Origin of the sequence: Serratia sp. JSRIV001, assembly GCF_019968745.1 — a bacterium.
Classification (GTDB): Bacteria; Pseudomonadota; Gammaproteobacteria; order Enterobacterales; family Enterobacteriaceae; genus Chania; species Chania fonticola_B.
Map to the genome: position 1 here is coordinate 3,954,788 of NZ_CP074147.1, position 17,709 is coordinate 3,972,496.

At 53.5% G+C, this 17,709-nt stretch carries 15 protein-coding genes and 1 pseudogene; 3 read left to right on the forward strand and 13 right to left on the reverse strand.

Annotated elements, in window-relative coordinates; genetic code table 11:
* Positions 1 to 19: 19 nt before the first annotated feature.
* The 5 genes from KGP17_RS18335 to yfbV form a co-directional block, all read right to left on the reverse strand.
* Entirely contained in the window at positions 20 to 694 is a 675-nt protein-coding gene (locus KGP17_RS18335; protein WP_037375528.1) for a hypothetical protein, read from the reverse strand.
* Positions 695 to 883: 189 nt separating this feature from the next.
* Entirely contained in the window at positions 884 to 2,716 is a 1,833-nt protein-coding gene (locus KGP17_RS18340) for an SLC13 family permease (RefSeq protein ID WP_021178530.1), read from the reverse strand.
* Positions 2,717 to 2,812: 96 nt separating this feature from the next.
* A complete protein-coding gene (locus tag KGP17_RS18345) occupies positions 2,813 to 3,469 on the reverse strand; it encodes a sugar phosphatase (RefSeq protein ID WP_021805998.1) in 657 nt (218 codons plus the stop codon).
* A 21-nt stretch (positions 3,470 to 3,490) separates the two neighbouring features.
* On the reverse strand, positions 3,491 to 3,985 hold the full coding sequence (locus KGP17_RS18350; RefSeq protein WP_021178532.1) for a YfbU family protein: 495 nt from the start codon (positions 3,983 to 3,985) through the stop codon (positions 3,491 to 3,493).
* Between the two features lie 185 nt (positions 3,986 to 4,170).
* On the reverse strand, positions 4,171 to 4,626 hold the full coding sequence (yfbV, locus tag KGP17_RS18355; protein ID WP_025122796.1) for a terminus macrodomain insulation protein YfbV: 456 nt from the start codon (positions 4,624 to 4,626) through the stop codon (positions 4,171 to 4,173).
* Positions 4,627 to 5,029: 403 nt separating this feature from the next.
* Between yfbV and ackA the strand changes: the two genes are divergently transcribed.
* Both ackA and pta read left to right on the forward strand, forming a co-directional pair.
* Positions 5,030 to 6,232, forward strand: coding sequence for an acetate kinase (gene ackA / locus KGP17_RS18360; protein ID WP_021806000.1), 1,203 nt, complete (start codon positions 5,030 to 5,032; stop codon positions 6,230 to 6,232).
* A gap of 101 nt (positions 6,233 to 6,333) precedes the next feature.
* Positions 6,334 to 8,493 carry a phosphate acetyltransferase gene (pta, locus tag KGP17_RS18365; RefSeq protein WP_223498120.1) on the forward strand — a complete coding sequence of 720 codons (2,160 nt, stop codon included), beginning with the start codon at positions 6,334 to 6,336 and terminating at the stop codon, positions 8,491 to 8,493.
* 408 nt (positions 8,494 to 8,901) lie between these two features.
* Here the strand turns inward: pta and KGP17_RS18370 are convergent.
* The 5 genes and pseudogenes from KGP17_RS18370 to KGP17_RS18390 form a co-directional block, all read right to left on the reverse strand.
* Positions 8,902 to 9,852 (reverse strand): annotated as a pseudogene (locus tag KGP17_RS18370) (transketolase family protein); the annotation flags it as partial.
* Positions 9,845 to 10,681, reverse strand: coding sequence for a transketolase (locus KGP17_RS18375; protein WP_209522600.1), 837 nt, complete (start codon positions 10,679 to 10,681; stop codon positions 9,845 to 9,847). The gene KGP17_RS18375 and the pseudogene KGP17_RS18370, both read right to left, overlap by 8 nt.
* Positions 10,678 to 12,060 carry a PTS ascorbate transporter subunit IIC gene (locus KGP17_RS18380; protein ID WP_059201293.1) on the reverse strand — a complete coding sequence of 461 codons (1,383 nt, stop codon included), beginning with the start codon at positions 12,058 to 12,060 and terminating at the stop codon, positions 10,678 to 10,680. Before KGP17_RS18380 ends, KGP17_RS18375 begins: the two co-directional genes overlap by 4 nt.
* Before the next feature lie 23 nt (positions 12,061 to 12,083).
* Entirely contained in the window at positions 12,084 to 12,365 is a 282-nt protein-coding gene (locus tag KGP17_RS18385) for a PTS sugar transporter subunit IIB (protein ID WP_021178540.1), read from the reverse strand.
* 97 nt (positions 12,366 to 12,462) lie between these two features.
* Positions 12,463 to 12,906 carry a PTS sugar transporter subunit IIA gene (locus KGP17_RS18390; RefSeq protein WP_059201294.1) on the reverse strand — a complete coding sequence of 148 codons (444 nt, stop codon included), beginning with the start codon at positions 12,904 to 12,906 and terminating at the stop codon, positions 12,463 to 12,465.
* A 376-nt stretch (positions 12,907 to 13,282) separates the two neighbouring features.
* On the opposite strand from KGP17_RS18390, the gene KGP17_RS18395 reads away from it, so the two are divergent.
* Positions 13,283 to 14,302: a LacI family DNA-binding transcriptional regulator gene (locus KGP17_RS18395; RefSeq protein WP_021806006.1), complete on the forward strand. Its 1,020-nt coding sequence runs from the start codon at positions 13,283 to 13,285 to the stop codon at positions 14,300 to 14,302.
* A 58-nt stretch (positions 14,303 to 14,360) separates the two neighbouring features.
* On the opposite strand, the gene KGP17_RS18400 is transcribed toward KGP17_RS18395, so the two are convergent.
* The 3 genes from KGP17_RS18400 to KGP17_RS18410 all read right to left on the reverse strand — a co-directional run bounded on the left by KGP17_RS18400 (position 14,361) and on the right by KGP17_RS18410 (position 17,704).
* Complete coding sequence (locus tag KGP17_RS18400) at positions 14,361 to 15,053, reverse strand: oligogalacturonate-specific porin KdgM family protein (RefSeq protein ID WP_021806007.1); 693 nt, start codon at positions 15,051 to 15,053, stop codon at positions 14,361 to 14,363.
* Between the two features lie 218 nt (positions 15,054 to 15,271).
* Positions 15,272 to 16,561, reverse strand: coding sequence for an ABC transporter substrate-binding protein (locus KGP17_RS18405; protein ID WP_094981988.1), 1,290 nt, complete (start codon positions 16,559 to 16,561; stop codon positions 15,272 to 15,274).
* Positions 16,562 to 16,576: 15 nt separating this feature from the next.
* A complete protein-coding gene (locus KGP17_RS18410) occupies positions 16,577 to 17,704 on the reverse strand; it encodes an ABC transporter ATP-binding protein (RefSeq protein WP_094981989.1) in 1,128 nt (375 codons plus the stop codon).
* Positions 17,705 to 17,709: the final 5 nt, after the last annotated feature.

Below are 17,709 nucleotides of genomic sequence, written 5' to 3' on the forward strand. Positions count from 1 at the left end.
CCTGGCAGTCTGAGACACCTTAGCCGCAGGTCGTACCTTCCGGCATTTCTACCGTGAACTCCTGCTCCACCACCGAGCGTAAATCGATACGCTGGAAAGTTTGTGTGACCAGGAAGCGGTAAATTTTATCCTGTGGGCATTGGTTGCCAAAGTAAGAAGCCTGGGCCTCCAGCACCGGTTTTTTATCGCTGTTAAACATACTCAGCAGGAAACGGCGCTCGGTGTAGTAGTCCCTTTTCTTCGAATAGCCAATGATCTCTCTGGTCATAATGGCCTTGGTGGTGCAGGTCGCCTTTTCCCCTTTCTTGGTATTTTCAGTGGTGCATTCGGTGGTCTCACCGGTGGCCACATCCCCGTAATCCGCGCTGGTATATTCATGTACCCGGGTGTTTTTATCTACGTCCAACACCACAAACAGCTTGGGCACCACACCGCCATTTGGCAGGTTATCCTCGGTATAAACGCGCTGAAACCCCTTTGCGCGCAAAAACGTCAGCGTATTACCGAAGAAGTGTTTCGCCAGCATTGGTTCATCAGAATCTGAGGCGACAAGCACCAACACTGGCGCATTCTTATCAAAGGCATAACCCGGATCGGGCACCGAATTGAGAGAGCCACTCATGTATCTCGCACAGCCGGACAGCAACAACAGAGAAGCTAAAGTAAGGGTTATAAATCCATGTTTCATTTTCATGGCAACTCCAGAAGGATCGCTAAACTAAGCCTGGGCGACACCGGTCGCCGTAAAGCCTCAACGAGCTGCAGCATGAGCCGATAAAATGCCAAAACTCTTTATGGTTTCGGTCGTTAGCTACTTAAGCGCATTCTCAAGAGTCAATAAAGTGCCTTTACTCATTCCTGACATAAAACGCAAACTGTGTGCTTAAAACGCATACAACCAAGGCACCAATATCACGCTGACAATCATCACCAGCACGGTGAACGGCACCCCAATTTTCAGAAAATCGCCAAACTTGTAGTTTCCCGGTCCCAACACCAGCGTATTGACCGGCGATGACACCGGCGTCATAAAGGCGGCGGAGGCGGCAATCGCGATAATCATGGCAAACGGATAAGGCGAAACGCCCATTTCACGGGCCGCAGCAATGGCAATCGGTGCCATCAATACCGCCGTGGCGGTGTTGGAGATAAACAGCCCTATGGTGGCGCACAGGACAAACAGACAGGCCAGCATGACGTGCGGCCCGGCATCACCGGCAACATCCATCAACCCACGGACGATCAGATCGACCCCGCCCGTTTTCTGCAACGCTTGGGCAAAGGGCATCATACCGACGATTAAAATGATGCTCGGCCAATGGATCGCCTTATAGGCACTTTCCATATCGATGCAGCGAAAGCGCCCCATCAACAGGCAAGCGATCAGTGCGGCGATCGGATTCGGGATCTCGTCGGTCAGCATCATTGCCACCATCAGCGCCAGACAGAACAGCGCATGAGGAGCCTGGGTGATCGCCGGTGCCACTTCGTCCACTTCGGCGGGCAGGTTCAAGACGATAAAGTCATGGGTTTTGGCCTGCAGTTGGCGGATTGCTTTCCAGTCGCCGATCACCAACAGAATGTCCCCCAGGCCCAGCGGTTCATCCACCAGCTTGCCTTGGAGGGTTTCACCATTGCGGCGGATACCGACCACGTTGAGATCGTAACGGCTACGGAAAGCGGCATCGCGCACGCTTTTTCCCAGCAGGGCCGATTCAGGGATTAGCGAAACTTCGGCCATGCCCACGTTGCGCGACTGTTCGGAGAAATATTCCCCCCGTAGCACCATGGGCTCAAGCTGTTGCTCACTACAGAACTGACGCAGATCGATATCACAATCCGTCATATCGATCAGCAGTACGTCCCCTTCGCGCAGTTCCGTGCTGCCAAAGGCGCTGATCATCACCCGGCGGAAACGCTTCCAGCGCTCAATGCCGATAACGTTGGCGCTGTAACGCGCGCGCAAATGCAGTTCATCCAGCGAACGGCCAATCAGTGGCGAACCGCTACGTACCGCCAAACGACGCGCCCGCCCGGTGAGCTTATAGTCGCGGATTAAATCGCGGAAAGTCCGGCGCTCCCACGCCGACTTGGTCTTGGTGCCGCCGCTGTCGCCGAGCCAGCGTCTTGCAACCAGCATGTACCCCACGCCCAACAGCAACACCACCAGGCCAATTGGCGTAACGCCAAAGAAGCCGAAACCGTCGATGCCTTCACGTACCAGTTCACTGTTGACCACCATATTCGGCGGCGTGGCGACCAGCGTCATCATGCCGCTGATCAAACCGGCAAAGCTCAGCGGCATCATCAACCGCCCTGGCGAGATTTTCATGCGCACCGCGACGCTGAGCACCACGGGAATAAAGATGGCTACCACCCCGGTCGAGCTCATAAAGGCCCCCAGCCCGGCGACGGTAAACATCAGCAGCATCATCATCTTGGTTTCACTGCTGCCCGCCACTCTCACCAGCCAGTCGCCAACCTGATAGGCCACCCCGGTGCGTACCAGCCCTTCGCCAATGACGAACAGAGCGGCGATCAAAATGACGTTAGGATCGCTGAAGCCAGCCGTTGCCTCTTGCAGACTCAAGGTTCCACTGAGCACAAACGCGATGATCACCAACAGTGCCACCACATCCATGCGCAGCTTGTTGGTGGTAAACAGCACAATGGCTATTAACAGTAAACTCAAAACCCAAAGTAATTCGCTGTTCAAAACGGCCTCATTCTGCAGTGATCCCGGCATAAGAAATTAGCATAAAAAAACCCCGACGATGCGGGGTCTAATCAAATTGAGGTAAGAATGTGCAGATTAAGCAATAAGTTCGATGACAGCGCCCTGTTCGGACTTGGCGATCTTGAGCTGTTCCAAAGAGGAAAGGATCAGATCCACCTGGTTCAGCTTCGGTGCGTCTGCCGGTGCATTAACCGCAATCACCTGGCAACCTGCGGCCAAACCGGAAAGGATCCCGGCAGGAGCATCTTCCACCACCACACAATCCTGTGGTGCCAACCCAAGACCTTGTGCCCCTAACAGGTAGGCATCTGGATGCGGTTTACCCTGTTTGACCCGCTCACTGGTGATAAACACCTCAGGAAGCGGCACCCCACCGGCAAGGCGGCGTGCGTTGGCCACTGGCACGGACCCCGAGGTGACGATTGCCCAAGGTATCCCCAACGCCTTGATCCGCTCCAGCAGGACCAATGCCCCTGGCAGGGCACGGACGCCGTCGGTATCCTCTGCTTCTACCTGCTCAAGCAATGTGAACTCATGCTGTAGCTCAGCCTCGGTGGCATTCGGCATAAAGTGACGCAGCGAGGTGATCGCCTGTTTTCCGTGGATAAAGTCCAGCACCTGTTGCGGGCTGATGCCATGGCGCTCTGCCCATTGCGTCCAGGCTCGCTCTACCGCCGGTAATGAATCTACTAACGTTCCATCAAGATCGAACAGAAAACCCTTACACTCCACGGGAAACCCCTCTACGTTTAATCAGGCATTGATGATTTGCGCAATCTCGACGGCGCTCAAATGATACTGGCGTGGGCAGGATAGCCAGATACTCAGCATGCGCTGGTATTTTTCCCACATTTTGGTTTGGGCGTTAAACCCGTGGCTACCAGAATCGAAATGAGTATACCGCCCTTCCGTATTCACCAGGAAACGCACATAGCTAAGGTAACGTGCTTCGGTTGCCGCATCAAAACCCAGGAATGCCAGGCGACGCGCGTCCAGCCCCTGGCGATCCTTTAGGTTCTCCCAGGAAACCTGGAGCGCATGGTGCATTTCCATGATATTGATGATGGTGCGGCACACTTCTTCGCTCATCTCACCAAAATCACGATCCAGCTCGCGCATTTGCAAACCAAAACCGCGCTCGATGATCGTCTGCAAGCGGCGGTAGCGCTCCGCATTGTCCGGATCGAGCATGGTCATCATCTTGTATTGATTCGACAAAATCAGCCGTTGGGCGTGAGTCATTTCCATTTCATTGTCCTCAGTTCTGCAAATTAACCAGAGCATCGCATGACTTCAGTATGGCGTGGAATCACAACTAACCCATTCTTTGATTTGAACCGGGATATTCGTCAAATGTGGGGAGTGGCCAGACATGATCCGGGCACGAATTTGCGGCATAAAGCAAGGCCGGCGAAATCCCGGCCCAGTGGCACTTAAAGATCGTCGAGGAAGGTTTTGTCCAACTGCTTGAAGGCTCGTTTCAGCACGTCCGCCAGCGCCTGGTAGGTTGGCGTCCCTTCTACGGGGGCAATCGCCTGCCCAGCTTCCGCCAGCTTGTTACGGACCTCATGGAACCATTGCAGCAAGGTTGGCGGCAATGGTGTCACGGAACGTCGGCCCAACCACCACAGCCCCTGCATCGGCAAGCTACAGGCAAACAGCGCGGTGGCAATCGCCGGGCCAAGCTGACCGCCGAGCGCAATCTGCCAGGTCAGGGTAAAAATCGCCAACGGGGGCATAAAGCGAACGGCAAAGCGGGTAGCGCGTGACACGCGGTTCTCAGGGAAAAGCGGTGCCAGCCGTTTGTCTGCTGGCCAGGTTTTCATGTAATGCTGCCCGCGCTGGAATATCTGAAACCAGCTTACGGAACCGGATGGTCTGCTCGTCATTGCGCACCTCAACTTCACGTATAAAAAATAAAATATTCTTGCAAACACACTAACAAAAAAGTTGAAGCTTTAAATTTATTTTGTGTTTGTGGCGGGCTATCGGTATCCTAAGCCGGCCATGTGCCGGTAGAAGATGACAGAAGATTTGTCAACTTTTAGCCCTATCTCCCTAATCCTGCCGTTGGCGGCCATGTGGGGCTAGGAAGCGGTAAAAATCAGGATCGCTTAAACCGCAGAGAAATCATCGGTTTTTTCATCATTATGTCCTTTGTATCACTGACATGATGTTAATCATAAATGTCAACGGCATTATGCGCTACGCTTGTTGTCTGATTGACGTTTTATTCACCACGTGTTTTTGGGTCTTCCTTAATACCAACACGAACTATAAGTAGGTACTTCCATGTCGAGTAAGCTAGTACTGGTCCTTAACTGCGGCAGTTCTTCCCTGAAATTCGCTATCATCGATGCAGCCAACGGTGAAGAATACCTCTCTGGCCTGGCCGAGTGCTTCCATCTTCCTGAAGCCCGTATCAAATGGAAAATGGATGGCGGTAAACAAGAAGCGGCACTGGGTGCCGGCGCAGCGCACAGCGAAGCGCTGAACTTCATTGTTAATACTATTCTGGCACAAAAACCAGAGCTTTCCGCCCAGTTGACCGCTATCGGCCACCGCATCGTGCACGGCGGCGAGAAGTTCACGGCCTCTGCCGTCATCAACGACGAAGTCCTGCAGGGTATCAAAGATTCGGTACCTTTTGCACCACTGCATAACCCGGCACATCTGATCGGTATTGCTGAAGCGTTGAAATCCTTCCCTAATCTGGCTGATAAAAACGTTGCCGTGTTTGACACCGCGTTCCATCAGACCATGCCGGAAGAGTCCTACCTGTATGCCCTGCCGTACAGCCTGTACCGCGACCATGGCGTTCGTCGCTACGGCGCACACGGCACCAGCCACTTCTACGTGACTCAAGAAGCCGCGAAGGCGCTGAACAAGCCGGTTGAAGAAGTTAACATCATCACCTGCCATCTGGGCAACGGCGGTTCCGTAACCGCAGTACGCAACGGTAAGTGTGTTGATACTTCCATGGGTCTGACCCCGCTGGAAGGCCTGGTAATGGGTACCCGCAGTGGTGACATCGATCCAGCCATCATCTTCCACCTGCACGACGCCATGGGCATGAGCGTTGACCAGATCAACAAGATGCTGACCAAAGAGTCTGGCCTGCTGGGTCTGACCGAAGTCACCAGCGACTGCCGTTACGTTGAAGACAACTATGACACCAAGGCCGATGCCAAGCGCGCCATGGACGTCTTCTGCCACCGTCTGGCCAAGTATATCGGTGCCTATAGCGCCCTGATGGAAGGCCGTCTGGATGCTGTGATCTTCACCGGCGGTATCGGTGAGAACGCTGCGATGGTACGTGAGCTGACCCTGGATAAACTGGGCCTGCTGGGCTTTGAAATCGACCACGAACGCAACCTGGCTGCCCGCTTCGGCAAATCAGGCAACATCACCAAAGACGGCAGCCGTCCGGCACTGGTGATCCCGACCAACGAAGAATTGGTCATCGCGCAAGACGCTTCCCGTCTGACCGCTTAATGCTCTCCACACCGTCAGCCCAGGCTGGCGGTGTTGTTTTGAGCCTGTCATCTTTGTCTGCGCCCCCGTTGCAGGCAGAAAACCGTGAAGAGGACTATTCTGTGTCACGTACAATTATGTTGATCCCCACAGGCACCAGCGTCGGTCTGACCAGCGTCAGCCTGGGTGTCATCCGCTCCATGGAGCAAAAAGGCGTTCGCCTGAGCGTGTTCAAACCTATTGCCCAACCGCGTACCGGCGGCGATTCTCTCGACCAGACCACCACCATCATCCGCAGCAACTCGACCATCCCGGCGGCCGAACCCCTGCGCATGAGCTACGTTGAGAGCCTGCTGAGCTCCAACAAGCAGGACGTGCTGATGGAAGAGATCGTGGCCCGTTACCACGAAAACACCAAAGACGCAGAAGTTGTGCTGATTGAGGGCCTGGTGCCTACCCGTAAGCATCAGTTCGCCAACGCGCTGAACTACGAGATCGCCAAAACGCTGAATGCAGAGATCGTCTTTGTGCTGGCACTGGGTAACGATTCTCCAGCCCAGTTAACCGAGCGCATCGAACTGGCTCGCTCCAGCTTCGGCGGCAGCAAGAACAAAAACATTACCGGCGTGATCATCAACAAGCTGAACGCTCCGGTGGACGATCAGGGCCGTACTCGCCCAGACCTGTCCGAAATCTTTGACGATTCCACCAAGGCCAGCGTAGCCAACGTCGATCCTGCACAGCTGTTCGCCAACAGCCCGCTGCCGGTATTGGGTTGCGTGCCGTGGAGCTTCGAACTGATCGCTACCCGTGCCATTGATATGGCCCGCCACCTGAAGGCGCGAGTGATCAACGAAGGCGACATCATGACCCGCCGGGTGAAATCTGTGACCTTCTGTGCGCGTAGCATTCCGCACATGCTTGAACACTTCCGCCCGGGTTCCCTGTTAGTTACCTCTGCCGACCGTCCAGACGTGCTGGTTTCAGCCTGCCTGGCCGCGATGAACGGCGTGGAAATTGGTGCCATCCTGCTGACCGGCGGCTACGAAATCGATGCCTCCATCAACAAGCTGTGTGAGCGCGCCTTTGAAACCGGCCTGCCGGTGTTCATGGTTGACACCAACACCTGGCAGACCTCGCTGAGCCTGCAAAGCTTCAACCTTGAAGTGCCTTCAGACGACCATCAGCGTATTGAGAAAGTACAGAACTACGTGGCCAGCCACATCAACGCCGAATGGATCGAGTCCCTGACCGCCACGTCTGAGCGTTCACGTCGTCTGTCCCCACCGGCGTTCCGTTATGAGCTGACCGAATTGGCGCGCAAAGCGGGTAAACGCATCGTGCTGCCGGAAGGCGACGAGCCACGCACCGTGAAAGCGGCGGCCATCTGTGCCGAACGTGGTATCGCGGAATGTGTGCTGCTGGGTAACCCGGAAGAGATCAAACGCGTTGCCGCCGCGCAGGGCGTTGAGCTGGGTAAAGGCATCGAGATCGTCGATCCGGTTGCCGTGCGTGAACTCTATGTGCCGCGTCTGGTTGAGCTGCGTAAGAGCAAGGGCATGACCGAAGTGGTTGCGCGTGAGCAGTTGGAAGACAACGTGGTTCTCGGCACCCTGATGCTGGAGAAAGGCGAAGTTGACGGCCTGGTTTCCGGTGCCGTTCACACCACCGCCAATACCATCCGCCCACCGTTGCAGTTGATCAAAACCGCACCGGGCAGCTCACTGGTTTCTTCCGTGTTCTTCATGCTGCTGCCTGACCAGGTTCTGGTCTACGGCGACTGCGCGATCAACCCGGATCCAACTGCTGAACAGCTGTCTGAAATTGCTATTCAGTCTGCCGATTCCGCAGCCGCATTCGGTATCGAACCACGCGTAGCGATGATCTCTTACTCTACCGGTAATTCCGGTGCGGGTAGCGACGTTGAGAAAGTGCGGGAAGCGACCCGTCTGGCCCAGGAAAAACGCCCGGATCTGATCATCGATGGCCCACTGCAGTATGACGCAGCGATCATGGCCGACGTGGCCAAATCCAAAGCGCCTAACTCGCCAGTAGCCGGTCAGGCGACCGTATTCATCTTCCCGGATCTGAACACCGGTAACACCACTTATAAAGCGGTACAGCGTTCTGCTGACCTGGTATCTATCGGGCCAATGCTGCAAGGCATGCGCAAGCCGGTGAACGACCTGTCACGTGGTGCTCTGGTTGACGATATCGTCTATACCGTAGCCCTGACGGCGATCCAGTCGGCTCAGGCTGACGCGCAGGCTGCTAAAGCCTGATGAGACAAAGGTGCCACTACGGCACCTTTAGACTCTTTTAATACCCATAACGGCCTGGTGATCATCACCGGGCCGTTTTATTTTTGGCGTCAACAAAGAGCAAGCAATGCCCCCCGATGCCCCTCACCCTAACCCTCTCCCACAGGGAGAGGGGACCGATCGAGTAGATCTGAAAATTCGGTGACACACCTTGGATAAGGAGATGATCGGCCTGAGAAATAGGCCGATCGTCATGAGTGAAGGATATTAAAAAGTGTTCACTATGTCCTTGAACACCGTTCTACCCTGTCCCCGGTCTGTAAAGGGAAAGTGTTGAGGTAAATTTGTTGAGATGACCTATTTACTTCCAGCAGAGCACCGCCTATCAGCTCCCTCTCCCTTTGGGAGAGGGTTGGGGTGAGGGGGGGTCAACAACTCATCCGCCGCCGCCACAATATGCGCCGCCGTCAGGCCATACTCCTGCTGCAAGAACTCCTGCGTACCCACCTGCCCATAGCGGCCTTTGACTCCCACTCGCCGCATCGGCACCGGACATTCTTCCACCAGCACCTCCGCCACTGCCGAACCAAGCCCGTTATGGATGCTGTGGTTCTCGCAGGTGACGATCCTGCCGGTTTTCGCCGCAAAGGTTTTGATGATTTCACGATCGATAGGCTTGAGTGTAAACATGTCAATCACCGCCGCGCTGATACCACGCTGTTGCAGTTGCTGAGCCGCCTGCAACGCTTCGGCGACCATAATGCCGTTGGCGATCAGCGTAATGTCGCTGCCGTCACGCAGCAGATTAGCCTTGCCGATGGTGAAACGATAGCCTGCAGGATAAATGCGTGTCGCCTGCTTACGAATGGTTCGTACCCAGTAGAAGCCTTGCAACTTCACCAGTTGCTGCAAAATATCCTCGAACATGGTGGCATCGGTCACCTCCAACACCACCGAATGCGCCAGGCCGCGCACGATCCCCATGTCTTCAAACGACATATGCGTGCCGCCGTTATGGCAGGCGCTGACCCCGGCATCGGAAGCGATCACCTTGACGTTGTTGCGCTGATAATCCAACGACATAAACAGCTGATCGAAACAGCGGCGGCTGGCAAAAGCGGTGAAGGTGTGGACGAAAGGGACCCGCCCGGTTAGCGACAAACCGGCGGCTACGCCAATCACATTAGCCTCCATGATGCCGCAGTTGATGACCCGCTCTGGGTGATCCTTATGTACGCCATCCATCGCCATCGAACTCATCAGATCGGCTTCCAGTGCAATCACCGGCTTATCGGCTTCGGCCTGTTGGCGGATCACGCTGGCGTACACCTTACGCATTTCTACGGCGTCTTTTTCAAACGGCATTTCCAGGTTAAACATAGGCGGCCTCCAGGTCGGCAATGGCCTTTTCAATTTCGCTACGAACATCTGGCGTTAAGCGCAGATGGTGTGAGTTTTTCAGGTTCTCCAGATACGCCACGCCCTGCCCCTTGAGGCTATCGAGGATCACCACCAACGGCCGCTGCTCGCCACTGCGTTCCGGCAACACGGCATCACGGATCGCGGCAATGTCATCCCCACGAACGGTTTGCACCTCAAAACCGAAGGCGCGGAATTTACCGGCCAGATCGAAGGGTTTGATCACCTCATCCAGCGTGCCGTCCAACTGCTGTTTGTTGTAATCAATAAACAGCGTCAAATTATGCAGGTTGTGGTGGGCGATAAATTGGAACGCTTCCCAGCATTGGCCTTCGTTCAGTTCACCATCCCCCAGGATGCAGAATACCCGGTTGCTGCGCTTTGCCAGTTGGTGAGAAAGCGCCATACCGGCTGCAATAGAGACCCCTTGCCCGAGCGATCCGGTAGTGGCATCCACCCCACGGGTTAGCAAGCGATCTGGGTGGCTTGGTAACCGAGTGCCATTCTGGTTAAGCGTTTGCAACTGTTCCAACGGGAAATAGCCCTTTAGCGCCAGCACGCTATACAGTGCCGGGCCTGCATGGCCTTTCGACAACACAAAATAATCGCGTTCAGGCCAATCCGGGTCACCTGGATCGATACGCATCACTTCGCCGTACAGCACCGCCAGCGTTTCAACTACCGACATACAGCCGCCGTAATGGCCAAATCCCAGCCCAGTGAGTGCCTTCAGCGTTTCCAGACGGATCGCCCCGGCCAATTGCGTCAAATCAGTCACGGTGTTGCTCATGAACTTTCCTCCTTATTTCTGGCTGGGACATCTTTGCGTTTTCCCAGGAAGTTATGCGCGACCAGCAGGCCAAAGATGGCGACGATCGCGACCATGATCATTTCTTTGGTCAGGAAGCGTGCCATATTGCCCAACACGATCCCCACCACGCCGAAGTCCGTATCGGAGAAAGTGGTGTTGGCAAAACCCAGCGCGCCCAGTACCGGTAACAACAGCACCGGCAGGAAGGTAATCAACAAACCGTTGGCAAATGCCCCCAGCATGGCACCACGCCGCCCACCGGTCGCATTGCCGAACACCCCGGCAGTGGCCCCGGTAAAGAAGTGCGGCACCACGCCCGGCAGGATCAGTACCATCTTCATTTGGCCGAGCAAGAACAGACCCACCAAGCCACCCAGGAAGCTGAACAGGAAACCAATCAACACCGCATTGGGGGCGTAGGGATAGACCACCGGGCAGTCCAGCGCCGGGCGGGCATTAGGGACCAGTTTTTCCGAGAAGCCGGTAAAGGCCGGGACGATCTCGGCCAGGATCAGGCGCACACCTTGCAGAATGATGAATACCCCGGCGGCAAAAGTGATCGCCTGAATAATCGAGTACACCAGGTAGTTCTGCCCGCCACTCAATTGGCTTTCGACGTAATCCTGGCCCGCGCAGATAGCCAGGATCAGGTAGATCACGATCATGGTCATCGAGATGGAAATCGAGCTGTCACGCAGGAAGCTGAGGTTTTTAGGTAAGTTCATCTCCTCGGTGGAACGCGAGTTTTTCCCCACCTTGGAACCGAGCCAGCCGGAAAGGACATAGCCCAAGGTGCCGAAATGGCCAAAGGCAATGTCGTCGTTACCGGTAATGCGGCGCATATAGCGCTGGGCGATAGCCGGGAAGAACGCCATCACCAATCCCAGAGTCAGCGCTCCGGTGAACACCAACTGTACGCCCTCAAAACCGGCCACGGTAAGGATGATGCCGATCATACAGGCCATGTAGAAGGTGTGGTGCCCGGTCAGGAAGATGTATTTCAAGCGGGTAAAGCGAGCCACGATGATGTTGGCCACCATGCCAAACGCCATAATCAGCGCGGTGGAGGCACCGTATTTCTCTAGTGAGATAGAGACAATGGCTTCGTTATTGGGAATAATGCCCTGAATATTGAACGCATGCTCAAACATGCCACCCAATGGATTCAGTGAGCCGACTAATACCGTCGCCCCACCGCCCAACACAATAAAGCCCAGAATGGTTTTAACCGTCCCTTTGACCACGTCAGAAAAAGATTTCTTTTGTGCCAATAGACCAATCAAGGCAATCACCCCGACCAATACCGCCGGGACCTTTAATATATCAACCACAAACCTGAGCGTTTCCTGGATAAACATATCCACCTCGCCAATGGGTTAGATTAAATAATGGAGTGGGCTGTGAAGTAAGCACGCAGCTTGGCTTCAAGCTCATTAATATCAATGATATTGCTGATCACCACTAACTGGTCGGCTGGGACACTGGCGCTAGCGGCAATATCTTTCGCCATCACGAAGATATCTGCCGCGCCCGGCGTTGCCGAGGAAAGATCGGAGTGTTCTACCTCTGCCTCAATATTCATTTTTTTCAGCACTTTCTTGATGTTCATTTCCACCATAAAACTGCTGCCCAATCCTGAGCCACAAATAGCCATGATTTTCATTATTCTTACCTGCCAGATTTTATGTGTAGGATAGCGTCACCCGATATCTATCGGATGCTGAGTATTATCAAAAGCTGCGGGTATAACCGGTTAGAGATTAATAATTGGCGATAACATCCTCAATTTGCCGTTTGGTTTGCGCCAGGAACAGTTTCTCCATGGCTTCGCTATCAGAAAATAACTCGGCCAGCTGCGAAATCATGTCAATATGGCTACTGCTATCCGGAGCGGAAAGCATCACCACGACGAACACCGGGTCGTTATCTTCGGACTGAAAATGCACGCCCTGATTGATCTTTAATAGTGAAAGGCCAAGCGCTTTGGCGCCTTCCTCCGGCCTGGCATGGGGCATCGCGATACCGGGTGCCAACACGTAATAGGGCCCCAGCGCCTGATGTTGCTGAAATATGGCCGTCAGGTAATCGGCGGTGATCACACCACGCTGCAGTAGCGGCTGAGCACTCAGCGTGACCGCCTCCTGCCAGTCGGTAACCTGATCGCACAGTTGAATGTGGTCGGCGTTCAGCCAGTCGTTGAGCACATCTCCTCCTTATGGGTTTTTTCCCTTAAACCGCCAGAGTTTCCGAACCTAAACGGGACGAAATCTGTTGGCTATGGATCGTTTGATGGCACGTAGCCGTCATGGAAAAGCCCGGCGACGGTAAAACTTTAATCAACGTGCAGGGGTTAAACTGTGACTTATCGCACAAAGATAGCGCTACCAAAAATCCTTCATCCAGATCTGTGATAGCGCTATCAAAACTATCGGGGATGAAACCCGGCGGTTCAGTTTTTTTATCGATCGCCAAAGGAACGGGGTAGAATGGGCACAGAAGCGGGAACGACGAAGCCCAGTAATGGGTTTCAACCCATGAGCTCATTTATGCGTTATGCGCGCATTTCAGTCAGGATCAGCAATGTCGATCGGTAGAAAACGACGCAGTACCGGCCGGGTTACCCTGGCCGACGTAGCCCAATTGGCAGGCGTGGGCACCATGACCGTCTCGCGGGCGCTACGCACGCCGGAACAGGTTTCAGATAAGCTGAGAGAAAAAATTGAGTCGGCGGTCAGTGAGTTAGGTTATCTCCCCAACCTGGCGGCGAGTTCGTTAGCCTCGGCGTCTTCTTATACCATCGCCATGGTGGTGCCGAGTTTTTCCGAGTCCGGCTGTGCGGATATGTTTGCAGGGTTACAGCGGGTACTGCAACCGGCGGGTTACCAGATCATGCTAGCCGAGTCCCAACATCATATCGAGCGTGAAGAAACGTTGCTGGAAACCCTGCTCTCTTACAACCTGGCTGCGGCGGTGCTGTTAAGCATTGAGCATTCTGAAAATACCCGTCAGGCATTAACCGCAGCCAATATTCCGGTAGTGGAAATTGGAGCAATCCGTACCGACCCGATCGACATCAATATCGGCATCGATTACGTCGCCGCCATGTATCAGCTCACGCAAACCGTGATTGCCAGCGGGTATCAGAATGTTGGGCTGCTGTGTGCTAATCAGGAACAGTGGATTTTCCAACAGCATCTGCAAGGCTGGCACAAAGCGCTACTGCAGAACCACATGTCCCCTCATCGGGTGATTAATGCCGCGCAACCCGCAAGCTTTAGCCTCGGCGCCCAGCAATTGCCGGAGTTTTTACTGGCCTGGCCGGAGTTGGATGCCTTGGTCTGTGCGTCTGATGAACTGGCCTGCGGCGCGCTGTATGAATGCCAGCGGCGGCGCATCAAGGTACCGGAACAGCTGGCGATCGTGGGGTTTGGCAACAGTGAGGTCAGCCAGGTCTGCCAGCCACCGCTGACGACCATGACCGTGCCGCATAAGGAGATTGGTATTCAGGCAGGTAAGGCATTGTTGGCGCGTTTGAACGATCAGCCCTGGCAGCCCAAAGGTTCGATCCCTTCAACCCTGTGCCGTCGTAGCAGCTGCTAACGATGACGATACCGGGAACCCGCCGATAAGTCGGTATTCCCGGTAGTTTCACCCTTGCTTACCAGCTATAAGAGACCCCAACACGGTAGCGCGTCTGGCGGTTATCGTGTTGGCTATCCTGCTTCACGTTCCCCACTTCAACATAAGGCTTCCAGTTTTTATCCCACTTGTAAGCCAGCTTGACGTTATGCTCGTAATCGGTTTTGCCATCGTCAAAAATAACCTTGTTGCTGCTCTTATACACGTAGTTATATTCGGCCGACCAGTCCTTGTAGAAGTTATAACCTAACCAAAAATCACCACGGTTGGTTTTCTCATCCCCCTCTGAACCTTTTGAGGTGGTACGCTTATATTCGTAGCGATATCTGCCCGCTACATAAATGTCTTTGGTAAAGTTATACTGCGCACGCAGATAAGGGCGATAGCCGTTATTATTACTGTTGGACTCTAGAGAGAACCCAGGCTGCAGGGTGATTGCATCAAATTTATGCTGATAGCTGACGACGGCTTCTGTGCCATTACTGACCTGCTCGTGGAAAGGTTTATCAGGCGTAGAGTCTGAAGAGTCCTGACGCCATTTTGCTTCCAGAGAGAATCCCAGGCCGTTATCGAAACGATGCGAGACCAGCATTCTATTTTTATGGTCGCCTTTGGCTGTATCCTGCCATTCATGGCGCAAATCAAGCGACATGGCCATTGCACTAAAGTTTGCTACAGAGGCTAACACCAGAGTCAATAATTTAAATTTCATTATTACTACCCTTATCATTTAATTATAGAAAAGACATCCCCACTCTAATTAAGGGGGTTATAGAGTTATTTGAAATACTTATTATTTGAAAATGGGCAAAGCGTCATTGCTATTTAATACAAATTTATTTTTCTTACAGCTTCCCTGTTAGCGTTAATGAATGTAATGATTAGCTGATAAATAAGCCCCCACCCAAGATAAGGTGGGGACAATTCTTGTTAGCGCATTGCGCGTTTCAGAATACGGTCGCCCTGGCGCTGGAAATCAGCAGCCACTTCCTGCACCGTTTTCTTGCCATAATCGATATTCTGAATGGCATCCTGGAACAACACTACAATCTGCGGGTCGTCAAAATACGGTGAAGCGCTGATGGCATGCGGCAGTGACAGCGCCAGTTTCAACCCGGAAACCGCCGGATCGCTATCCTGGATCACGCCACTTTCGGTCAATTGGCTGACAGCCACTTTGCTTAACGGAACCCCCCGCTCCAGCTTCAGCGCCTCAACGCCTTCCTTGCTGTTTAACAGGAAGTTAATCAACATTGCCGCTTCTTTTGGATGCTTGCTGCTTTTACCAATCGAGAACATTTGCGACGGCTTGAAGAACAATCCGGCATCTTTGGCACCCGGCAGCATCGGGTATGGGCCCAATACCAGCTTGGCCGGTGCTTTCAGGTTGTCGGAGTATTTGTTGATGGTGGAGTTCCACATATAGGTCCCACCCCATTCCCCCGCAATCCATGGCTTCATCTCATACATGTTGTTTTTGCCGAACGAGGCGTAGTATTTCGATGATGGCATGACGTGGCTGTCTACCATGTTTTTATACATCTGGAAGAAATCGACCCATTGTGCTTCGCTATAGGCAAACTTCTTCTGCGCTTCATCGATAATATCGACGTTATATTTTTGGATCATGTAGGAACGTAACAGTGCGAAGGTATCCTGGTGCTCCAACACCACCGGATAATATTTATCGCCCAGTTTTTCGTTAAAGGTTTTACCGGCGGCGAGCAATTCATCCCAATTATTGGGATATTGCGCACCCGCGTCTTTCCAGGTGACATCGTTATAATAGAAAACACGTGCGGTCACTGAAATCGGAATGCCGTTCAGCTTGCCGTCAATCGTGGTGGTTTGTAGCTCTTTGGGATCAAACTGCGTCAGATCCAGATACTCACTCACCTTGTTCAGGTCATAGAATCCGGTGCCGGTTTTTGAAAAGATCGGCAGCCAGTTCCAGTTGGTTTGCATCACGTCCGGCTCGGTGCCCCCGGCAATCTGGGTGGTCAGGCGTGAAAGGTGACCGTCCCAGCCGGTATATTCCGATTTCACCTTGATATTCGGGTTCTGCTTCTGGAATTCCTCAATCGCCTTCAACGTAACCTGATGGCGGCCATTGCCTCCCCACCAGGACATACGCAAGTCAACCTGTTCAGCGGCAAAGGCCTGATGGGCAAATATCGCCATGGACGAGGCTACCAGGGTACGTAAGACTATTTTTTTCATTATTGACCACTCCTGTTAAAGAGAAATATTCTTTTCTGTTTTCGCATCAAAAATGTGGCATTTATCCATATCGAATTTGAAGTAAACCGGACGATGCAGCCCATTTTTCAGGATCGGTTTGACGTCATCGGAAGGAATACGGCAGGTCAGTTCGAAATCATTCACCTTCAGGTAAACAAAGAACTCATGGCCCATATTCTCGACTCGGACCAGTTCCCCTTCAGAGTGGTTACCCTCAAACGGCGATTCCGAAATCGACACAAACTCGGGCCGCACGCCAAAGAACACGTCCTGTCCGACAAAGCTGGCGACCTTATCCTGCTGATGCTGGCTGAGGGTCAAGGTGTAGTTACCGACGGTAAGGCCGATTTTACCGTCCTTCTCTACCAGCTTGCTCGGCTTGATGTTCATTTCTGGCGCCCCGATGAAGCCAGCGACAAACATGTTTTTCGGGAAGTGGTACAGGTTGTCTGGCGTATCCACCTGCATGATATGGCCCAGCTTCATCACGCAGATACGGTCGCCCATGGTCATGGCTTCGGTCTGATCGTGGGTAACATAGACGGTGGTCGCCGGTTTGCCGCTCTTTTTCAGCTGCTTGTGCAAATCGGAAATACGGATACGCATCGACGCACGCAGCTTGGCATCCAGGTTAGACAACGGTTCATCGAACAGGAACACGTCTGGTTTTTTCACAATTGCGCGGCCTACGGCCACACGCTGCGCCTGACCACCCGAGAGTTGGCGTGGCAAACGATCCAACAGCTCTTCCAGCTCCAGGATCTTGGCGGCTTCGTTAACCTGCTCTTCAATTTGTTCTTTAGGCATCTTGCTCAGCTTCAAGCCAAAGGCCAGGTTATCTTTTACCGTCATATGCGGATACAGCGCATAGTTCTGGAACACCATGGCAATACCACGGGATTTAGGGGCCAGGTTATTCACCACGCGATCGCCAATACGCACTTCGCCGCCGCTAATGGTTTCCAACCCTGCCAGCATCCGCAGCGTGGTCGATTTGGCACAGCCGGAAGGGCCGACAATCACCATAAACTCGCCATCGGCAATGGTCAGATTAATGCCATGCACCGCCTTATAACCGTTGCTGTACACTTTCTGCAGATTGTTAAAAATGACTTCAGCCATGATAG